5 protein-coding genes are annotated in these 9,438 nt (G+C 43.8%); 2 read left to right on the plus strand and 3 right to left on the minus strand.

The annotated features are described in order from the left end of the window. Positions 1-136: 136 nt before the first annotated feature. Positions 137-2,449 carry a DEAD/DEAH box helicase gene (locus ICL16_RS43055; RefSeq protein WP_190838605.1) on the minus strand — a complete coding sequence of 771 codons (2,313 nt, stop codon included), beginning with the start codon at positions 2,447-2,449 and terminating at the stop codon, positions 137-139. A 320-nt stretch (positions 2,450-2,769) separates the two neighbouring features. Between ICL16_RS43055 and ICL16_RS43060 the strand changes: the two genes are divergently transcribed. Beyond that, complete coding sequence (locus ICL16_RS43060) at positions 2,770-3,672, plus strand: DNA phosphorothioation-associated putative methyltransferase (RefSeq protein WP_190838608.1); 903 nt, start codon at positions 2,770-2,772, stop codon at positions 3,670-3,672. 191 nt (positions 3,673-3,863) lie between these two features. Here the strand turns inward: ICL16_RS43060 and ICL16_RS43065 are convergent, their stop codons facing one another. Continuing rightward, positions 3,864-8,003: an nSTAND1 domain-containing NTPase gene (locus tag ICL16_RS43065; RefSeq protein ID WP_190838610.1), complete on the minus strand. Its 4,140-nt coding sequence runs from the start codon at positions 8,001-8,003 to the stop codon at positions 3,864-3,866. A gap of 137 nt (positions 8,004-8,140) precedes the next feature. Here ICL16_RS43065 and ICL16_RS43070 point away from each other — a divergent pair, with 137 nt between their 5' ends. Next, entirely contained in the window at positions 8,141-8,536 is a 396-nt protein-coding gene (locus ICL16_RS43070; RefSeq protein ID WP_190838612.1) for a CU044_2847 family protein, read from the plus strand. Between the two features lie 506 nt (positions 8,537-9,042). Here ICL16_RS43070 and ICL16_RS43075 read toward each other — a convergent pair. Then, the coding region (locus ICL16_RS43075; protein WP_420485341.1) for a WD40 repeat domain-containing protein at positions 9,043-9,438 on the minus strand (396 nt) is incomplete at its 5' end.

Consider the following 9,438-nt stretch of genomic DNA (forward strand, 5'->3'; position numbering starts at 1 on the left):
TACAGATTCTGTCAACTATTTTCCGGTTTTTCTGACAATTACACAATCTTTTCCTTGGCTACCACACCGGGCGCGGCAACCCGGTAGTTAGTTACTACTGTAGAATTGTCGCTTGGATAACACGTTAGTCCGATACCTACAAAATTTCCAAAAGCTGCTTAGCTAGCTCAGATGGAGAATTAATTCCTTCCAATGTTTGAGCTTTACCTTTAAGCACCAGTTCGATCCGCTGTTGCTTCTCAGTTAATAGAGTATCAATTGCTCGATCAATATGCCCTAGCTGTAGCCAGGTTGCGAAGACAGCACTTTTCTGCCCCAACCTGTGACACCTGTCCTCACTCTGTTCTGCATCTCCAGGTGTCCACGGACGATCAACTAGAATTACATTACTGGCTGCTGTAAGTGTCAACCCTACACCACCAGCTTTGATAGTACCAACAAACGCTTTTGTTTCACCAGCTTGGAAGGCATCAACGATCGCCTGCCTTTCCTCTGGCATCGTCTCTCCAACTAAGGTCTTCACCCCCAAACCCTTACTAATCGCCTTTGCCGACTCTACAAACTCAGTGAAGAGAACCACAGATTGCCCTTGCTCAATTAGTTCCTCTGCTATTGCGATCGCTGCTTCTACTTTGGCGTGGCTTCCAACTTTGCGGAGGATGTTGATAGTCACCAAGGCTTCAGCAGACTTGTCCACTGGGTTATATGCTAGCACCCAGGATAACCACCCTTTGAAAGTTGGGGCTTTAAATAGCAGGGGGAGGTTTTTGATTAATTTGAAGCTTTGGGAACGCTGTTTGTAATCGTCAACTAGTAACCGCACAAATTCATCATACTCAGCCCTCTGCCCAGACTCAAGTTCAATTTCCTCTAAGAATCTGGTTTTAGCGGGAAGCTCCGGTAAACACTCGTCCTTAGTTCGACGAAGTATGATATCTTTAGTTTTTTCTGAAAGCTCTGCTAGGTAGGATGCGCCCGTAGTATCCCAAACAGTCTTTTTACCAACGTCTTTGTAGTGAGCATTGCAGTAGTGTTTCTCATACTCCCGTTGATTCAATGCAAGGGGATGATCTAAAGCATAAAGTAATGGGAAAAGGTTTATTGGTCTACCATTTTTAATTGGAGTACCAGTTAATAGCCAGGATGCTAGGCAATTGTTGTGTTTAGCTAGCTCTAGCATTTTCTGCGTGCGCAGGGAAGAAAAATTCTGAGCATAATGAGACTCGTCACAGATTAGCACATATGGCTGCTTCTCCAATGGCTTAGGTAGTTTTGCCCAGCTGTAGCATTCTATTCTCACTTCAGCTTTAGCAGCTTCCCGCCGCCAATTCTCCAGCACTGATACTGGAGCAATTACAAGTACTGGGCAATTGTGTACGCGCTGCATTGCCCTAGCTGCAACCAGTGAAGTGAGGGATTTACCCAAACCCATGTGATCGGCAAGTATACCACCACGGTAAAATACACCTACACGATGGGCCAGTAACCACTCTACACCTTTTTTTTGGTAATTACGCAAGTGCCAACCGTTGGCAAGAGGAGCATCTAAGTCAGCAGCTTTGATTAAATCGATAGTTTGGTTTGACAGCTCGAGCGCTTCAGCTTCCTTGGCTGCTTGCTCTTCCTCCCTCTGCTGCTGTAGTAATACGATCGCACCTTCAATGTTTGGATCGATTTCATATCCGTCTTTAAACTTGTCTAGCACCTTGTCTAGATTTCTTAGAGGAAAGTACCATCCTTTATCACTGCCGTTAAACCGCCACCCCTCAATAGTTTTACACTTTTTATTAAACACTCCTGTAGCGTCATATGGAGCGTACACTGCAACTTCAGCGTCTTTAATCTCAATGCGACGCGGTGATTTCTCAAATCTTCCTTCCTCTGTCTGCTGTAGTGGTAGCTCCTGATGAGAAGGATATTGGTGAGCAATAAGCTCCCAAGATGGTAAAGTTAATCCCCCCCGCTCTAATTGCCCCACATACTTCTGAAGCATTTTCAAAGCAGCTTCAGCATGATGCCTGAGTATTGACTGCTTCTCTTGAATACGAGTGGATAACCAACGCCCGAATGACGTATCAGCTTTGTTAAATCCTTGCCCATCCACTGAGTATGCGCCGTCGCAGTGACGTGCTAAGTGAAGGATAGCAGCTTCTAATCTACGATCGCACAACTGCTCCTTTTTATCAGCAATAATACCTGGTAGCTTTTTCTCAAGCTCTAGCAAATCCTCTAAACTCCAGCTTTCTAGCTGGCGTATTGATGCTTCTAAGCTAAGGAATCCGTAGAAGATTGATTGATTTTCGTTTTGGGAGTCTAGTAACCGCGCATATTCTAAGACTTGCGATTCAAGGGCTTGAGGAACTCTTACCGCTTTAGTTGGTAGATGACGCCACCCGGTTTTTTGAGCTACGAGAAACTCAGTTCTAGGATTTGGATTTCCTCTCCTCATAGGTTAAAGCGTCTAGGTATAATATCTAAAATTATAGCATTAACGAGTGTACACTCGATATAAGCTTGAAGGGATAATTTGTTAGTCCGATATGTAGGGGGTGGATGTGCGATCGCCTATCATAAGTTGATGGTTGCGGTTATTCAAAATTGCGCTTCACATCGGACACGGCAGCTTAATATGTAATTAGTATTACCAATTAAAGGCTTGGATGATGTTTTAACCCGATAATTTTGACACATAAGGTTTAAGGTAGGATCGCGGTTGAGGAAAGCCTAAGTACATAAATATGGTTTAAGAGTAGCGTTTAGAACCACATTTTGAATAATTCACACTTAGCAGCACAGTTTAGATATAGGCTTTCTTCTACTGCAAGGTTGATAGTCAAGAAAAAGATAATTGGCAAAGAGGAGACACTGCTGGATTACGGCTGTGGCAGGGGGGGAGATGTAAGGCAACTGAATAAGCTGGGATACCAATGCACGGGATGGGACCCGTATTATTTCCCTAACATTGAGCTAGAATCAGCAGATACAGTGATGTTTTCCTATGTTCTCAACGTTATTGAAAACCCCGCTGAAAGGCAGGAGGCTCTTGCTAAAGCTTGGGCTTTAGCTAAAAAGCGGCTGGTTGTGGCTGCTGTTGTGCGCGGGGCAACGACAGTGGATAACGGTAGAATTACCAAGATTGGGACTTTTGCCAAAGACTGGAAGTTAATCGAGCTAAAAGGCTTTATCGAGAGTACATTGGGATACGAGGCGATAGGACTAGATAAAGATAAGTTTGTTGTCTACCGCGACGGACGACAATTTAGCCCGATGCATTATGATGAGGTATTGGAGAAAAGTCAGGCGATCGCATCTTCAGGATGGGTAGCGCCGTTTTATACAATAATCAAGAGATATCATACAAACTTAAAGTACCGCCCAGAGCGCAGAAGCGGAGGGCGAAGGTTTAAACAGTGGATGGATGAGAATTGCCACTATCGCTTAGTGTGCAGGTATCCTTGGCTAACTGGAAAGCAAGGGCAGCAGGTGAAGACTGTGCATATTAAAGGTGGGCTTGAGTCTGAGCATATGCAATGGGCAATGGAAGGCTTGCGGCGACGTAATAGGATTGCAGAGATGAAGTTCCACTGTGTTGAGCAGAAATTCTTAGAGGAATTTTATGGATTTAGGAGCTTCGAGTTTTTCGATACGGAAAATGTCAAGATTTACTCGTGATTGATAAGGTAAATGCCACAATAATGACCATTGATGAATTAACGTTACTTATATAAAGCACTAAGGACTGGGCGCGGGTTTTTTCTTTCCTGCGCCACGCCAATTGCAGCAGTTTTCACACAATTACCACATTTTTTAGCGCTCTTCTTGGCGTCTTAGCGCCTTTGCGTGAGAAAAAAAGGTTCACCTCATTAAACACTATCACAAACACGGCGATCCGGATCATCTTGCTTCATGCCGTTATCTGGGTTTTTCAGATAGTCATGTAGCCATTTGCAACTGCGATCGAGCAAATCATCCAAATTGAAATTCCACAGTTTCACGGTTTTGTCCCGACTAGCAGAGGCGAGAGTTTTGCCATCGGGGCTGAATGCTACACTAAAAACCTCAGCGTCATGCCCTTTGAGAGTAGAAATCAAACTGCCATCGCTGTGCCACAGTTTCACGGTTTTGTCCGAACTTGCAGAGGCGAGAGTTTTGCCATCTGGGCTAAATGCTACATCCCAAACCGTATTGTCATGCCTGAGAGTAGAAATCAAACTGCCATCGCTGTGCCACAGTTTCACGGTTTTGTCATAACTTACAGAGGCAAGTGTTTTGCCATCTGGGCTGAATGCTACACTCCTAACCGCAGCGTCATGCCTGAGGGTAGAAATCAAACTGCCATCAATGCGCCACAGTTTCACGGTTTTGTCCCAACTAGCAGAGGCAAGAGTTTTGCCATCGGGGCTGAATGCTACACTATCAACAATAGCGTCATGCCTGAGAGTAGAAATCAAACTGCTATCAATGCGCCACAGTTTCACGGTTTTGTCATAACTTGCAGAGGCAAGAGTTTTGCCATCGGGGCTGAATGCTACACTAGTAACCTTAGTGTCATGTTTGAGAGTAGTAATCAAACTGCCATCAATGCGCCACAGTTTCACGGTTTCGTCCAAACTTGCAGAGGCAAGTGTTTTGCCATCGGGGCTGAATGCTACACTATTAACCTCAGCGTCATGTTTGAGAGTAGTAATCAAACTGCCATCAATGCGCCACAGTTTCACGGTTTTGTCCCTACTTGCAGAGGCAAGTGTTTTGCCATCGGGGCTGAATGCTACACTATAAACCTCATCGTCATGTTTGAGAGTAGTAATCAAACTGCCATCAGTGCGCCACAGTTTCACGGTTTTGTCCGAACTTGCAGAGGTAAGTGTTTTGCCATCGGGGCTGAATGCTACACTATTAACCGCAGCGTCATGTTTGAGGGTAGAAATCAAACTGCCATCAATGCGCCACAGTTTCACGGTTTTGTCCCAACTTGCAGAGGCAAGTGTTTTGCCATCTGGGCTGAATGCTACACTATCAACCATAGCGTCATGTTTGAGAGTAGTAATCAAACTGCCATCAGTGCGCCACAGTTTCACGGTTTTGTCCGAACTTGCAGAGGTAAGTGTTTTGCCATCGGGGCTGAATGCTACACTATTAACCGCAGCGTCATGTTTGAGGGTAGAAATCAAACTGCCATCAATGCGCCACAGTTTCACGGTTTTGTCCCAACTTGCAGAGGCAAGTGTTTTGCCATCTGGGCTGAATGCTACACTATCAACCATAGCGTCATGTTTGAGAGTAGTAATCAAACTGCCATCGGTGCGCCACAGTTTCACGGTTTTGTCAGAACTTGCAGAGGCAAGAGTTTTGCTATCGGGGCTGAATGCTACACTATTAACCGCAGCGTCATGTTTGAGGGTAGTAATCAAACTGCTATCGGTGCGCCACAGTTTCACGGTTGAGTCAGAACTTGCAGAGGCAAGAGTTTTGCTATCGGGGCTGAATGCTACACTAGTAACCTCAGCGTCATGTTTAATGAGACGGTTTTGTTCTCTCACCCCGTAAATGACTTGGTGCAAATTCGCCAAAACCTGCATCTTGATGCCTGCATCTACTTTCACTGAATGTTCGACTTTTTGTAGTTGCTTCCCTGCTTTCACATTGTTAATTAAAGCATTAAGGTTCAAATCTGAGTCATTAGATATTGTGGCAATTGTATTCAAGCCTTGTAACAGAGCAATGTTAAATTGCTCTTCAGCTTTTATCCACTGCCCAACGGCAAAAATCGCCACTATACTTACTAGGGCTATGGTATTTTGTGCTGCATGGCGTGCTTTTCTTTCTTGCTGCAACTCTCGCTGTCGGCTTTCTTCTGCAACTTGTTCTCTTCGCTCCCGCTCTGCTCTACTAGCTGCAATCAAATCCTGTGCTAAACTACTCAAAGAAATTTGTTCACCGTAGCTAGGTAAAAAATCTTCTGCCTGTGCTAGTTTTGCTCCTTGCAGCAGGTAATCATTTCCCTTGCTATTATCTTGCCACTCTTGGGCTTCTGACTCAATTTTGCGTTGTTGTCTCAAAGCTTCTCGGTTTTCTGCAACCCATTGGCGTAACAGCAACCAATTACGAATCAATGCCTCATGAGCAACATCCACTACTGCCCTGATTCCTGATTCTGTTCCTTTTTCCACCAAGGTACTTGTCACCAATAAGCGAACGTTTTCATCTGCTAATTTACCAATTACTCGTTCTACCACAGCCTTTTGTTGCGGTGATGACACCAAATTATCGAGCAAAACTCGCCTACGGGTATCCTCTGTTCCCTCTCCTAACTGCGTTAATTCTAGAAAAATCCGCTTTGCAACAAGTTGTTCCTCTCTTGACAAAGACTCATAAACCTCTGTGGCACGTTTTTCTAAAGTTCCCTTGACACCACCCAAGCGGGTATATGCGGCTAAAGTAAATTGCTGCTGCTGCCAAAGTTCTGTCAAGGTGTACTGCAACAATGGTAAACTTCCTGGTGAACCCTCGACATCAGAAATAATTTGCTGTACTAGTTCTTCTTGTATCTGCAAACCCACCTTCCTAGCTGGTGCGGTAATTGCCTCTGTTAGTTCTTCCTTAGTCATCGGTGTCACTGTCACCAGATGTTGCTGAATCTGTTGTGCCAATCCACTATATTCTTGTTCGGCGCACTTGCCAAAAAAATCTGCCCGCATCGTCAGTACTATGCAGAGTTTATTACCAGTATAAGGCAAAGCACCGAGCAAACATTCAAAAAATCTTTGGCGATCGCTAATATTCTGACATAAAGTAAAAGCTTCCTCAAATTGATCCGCCACCAACACTACCCGCTCAGCATCAGTAGCGTTAATCAATTGTCCTAAACCAACTCCGCCCTTGGCAAGCAATTCCTCTGCCTTAGCTAGTTGAGATGCTCTGTCAATATCTGACAACCCCGAATCCACAAAAGCCAGTGCTAAACTGTGGAGGGGATGCTCACCAGGGCGAAAAATCTTAATCTGCCAATTTTCACTCCCTGACAACCGCCGTCCTAGTTTAATTTGATACAGTAAACCCGCCCTAACAACACTGGATTTTCCACTCCCTGATGCTCCCAAAACTGCCAAGAAATTGCTAGTACGAACTTTTTCTAAGAGTTGATCCGTTAATACTTCTCTTCCAAAAAAATACTGAGCATCTGACTCTTTACAATCAAAATATTGCAACCCACGATAAGGACAAACCCTACCAGTTACAGTATAAACCGATTCTTCTCTTTGCGTTGACCAAATGCGTGTGAGATTAATCGCACTCCCAGAATTAGCAAAGATAGGACGTTGAGGATAGTTTGCCCAATGCTGATTGAGAATATCTATTAAAGTATAGTTTGTTACCCATTGTTCCTGTTCTTGTTTCGGTTCAAGCCCAAGTAACAAAGCTTGTGTCAAAACACTATGACTGCTGCCAATAGCTTCATAAGCCACTTCAAACTCTCTAGATGCCGCAATAAAACACCTATCTCGTCCTTTACCCCTGTCTCCTGGATCTGCCTCAGCAAAATTTACTAACTCACCACTATAACAACAATCTAGCCAAATAATCTGCTGTTTTACCTCACTTTCCAGCAGTAGTTGACGTAACCATTGCAAAGACAAACCCCAATTACCTGAGTCTGGGTTAACATCACTTGTCGCCAAAAAGCCTTGCTGAATTCCCCGGTTTTTCCGTAATCCATGTCCGGAAAAATACAACAGTGCTGTATCTGGGATACTCTTCCCTTCAGGCTTAAATAGTTGGACTATAGCCTCTTCTAATTGATTTAACGTTACTACAGTTTTTTGACCAACACGAACAGTGTTATTTTCCTTATCCTTGACACTTGGTATTCGTTTAACGTTAAATTGACCGTACCGTTCTAGCAGTTTGGCTATAGCCTCTGCATCCTGTGCTGGTGCTGTCAGGGGACGCAAACGCTCATAGCTGTAAGTATTGATTCCTACTACCAATGCATCCCGAATCATAAGTAGAAGAGATTCCTATAAAATGATTTTATCAGCATCATCCACTTAGGAGATACAAAAAATATAGGACAATTTCCGTAAAAAGTTTCATAAATCTATAGTAATTACTATAATCACTGATACCAGGAGTTCATTTAATGACTAAACTTACACCCATTAAACTAGATGACAACACAATCATCTACATTGAAGTTACAGAGGATGTGAGTGTTCCTATAATTAGTACAGAAGAACCAGCCTCAGACGAAGAAGAAGCGCTAGTTGATAAGGGGATAAGTCCCGATCAAGTAAGACAAAAAATGATGCAAAATTTTTTGGCGATTCAGAACACAATTCGGGCTTACACAGTTTATACCTTGAACGCTTTTAAGCAAATTCCTGTTGCTAATGTCAATAAAGTCACTTTGGAATTCGGGATCGAAATGGGTGGAGAAGCAGGAGTTCCTTATGTTACAAAAGGCACTGCTAAAAGTAATATGAAAATTACTGTGGAGTGTTCATTTCCTAAAGAAGATAAATCAATAAAGCAATAAGGAATGTCCATCGCACCCCGCGCACTACTCAAAGAGCAATTACCTTCACAGTCGCTATCGGCTACGGCAACCTGACCACCACATATTTATGAGGATCTATCAGTCGTTTAACCATTCTTATCCAATTTTTGACAAACGTCAGGTAAAACAGTAAAGTGGCGATCGCCTCCACAGTTGCGGACTCGTTTATCAGCCATGCAGCTTGTTTAACATGTGAGTCCGATTTTTGACAACCGTCTTGTAAAAGAGTAGAGTGGCACGCCTTCACAGTTGCGGATTCGTGTATCAGCCATGACAACCTGATTATCATACAGCAGATTTCAACTTTATGAAGTACAAAAATACCCCATCCGCGCTATCGCGCACCCTCCCCTTGCTAAGGGGAGGGTAGGGAGGGGTATACTCCATTTAGATGCAAAGCGCTGTATCTTCACAAGGACATATGGCTCCTCCTTTCTTTTATTGAGAAAGCTGACTATGACACCAGATTAAATCAAACTACTACATCAACGCAAATATCGCTCACAAGTTACCTTAGCTCCTCTTGCCTCAGGAGTTTTAAGTTCTTTGAAAACAGGATGATCCTGTAATCGCTCACACGCTGCTTTTAACCAAGACTCGAATCTAATATCCCACAACCGCACTGTGCCATCTTCACCACCACTGACAATTGTCTGCTTATCTGTGCTTATTGCTACTGATAATACGGGACCCTGATGACCTCTCAATTCAGCGACTTGCTTGCCTTTACTATCCCACAACCGCACTGTGCCATCTAAACCACCACTGACAATTGTCTGCTTGTCTGTGCTTATTGCTACTGACATTACGTAACCCTGATGACCTCCTAAGGTAGCGACTTGCTTGCCTTTACTATCCCACAACCGCACTGTGCCATCTGA

It is taken from the genome of Iningainema tapete BLCC-T55, from assembly GCF_014698965.1.
GTDB lineage: Bacteria > Cyanobacteriota > Cyanobacteriia > Cyanobacteriales > Nostocaceae > Iningainema > Iningainema tapete.

What these genes read in the sequence shown, in the direction of transcription:
- ICL16_RS43055 (WP_190838605.1), bottom strand. Translation starts at nt 2,449, where the DNA reads ATGAGGAGAGGAAATCCAAATCCTAGAACTGAGTTTCTCGTAGCTCAA.
- ICL16_RS43065 (WP_190838610.1), bottom strand. Translation starts at nt 8,003, where the DNA reads ATGATTCGGGATGCATTGGTAGTAGGAATCAATACTTACAGCTATGAG.
- ICL16_RS43070 (WP_190838612.1), top strand. Translation starts at nt 8,141, where the DNA reads ATGACTAAACTTACACCCATTAAACTAGATGACAACACAATCATCTAC.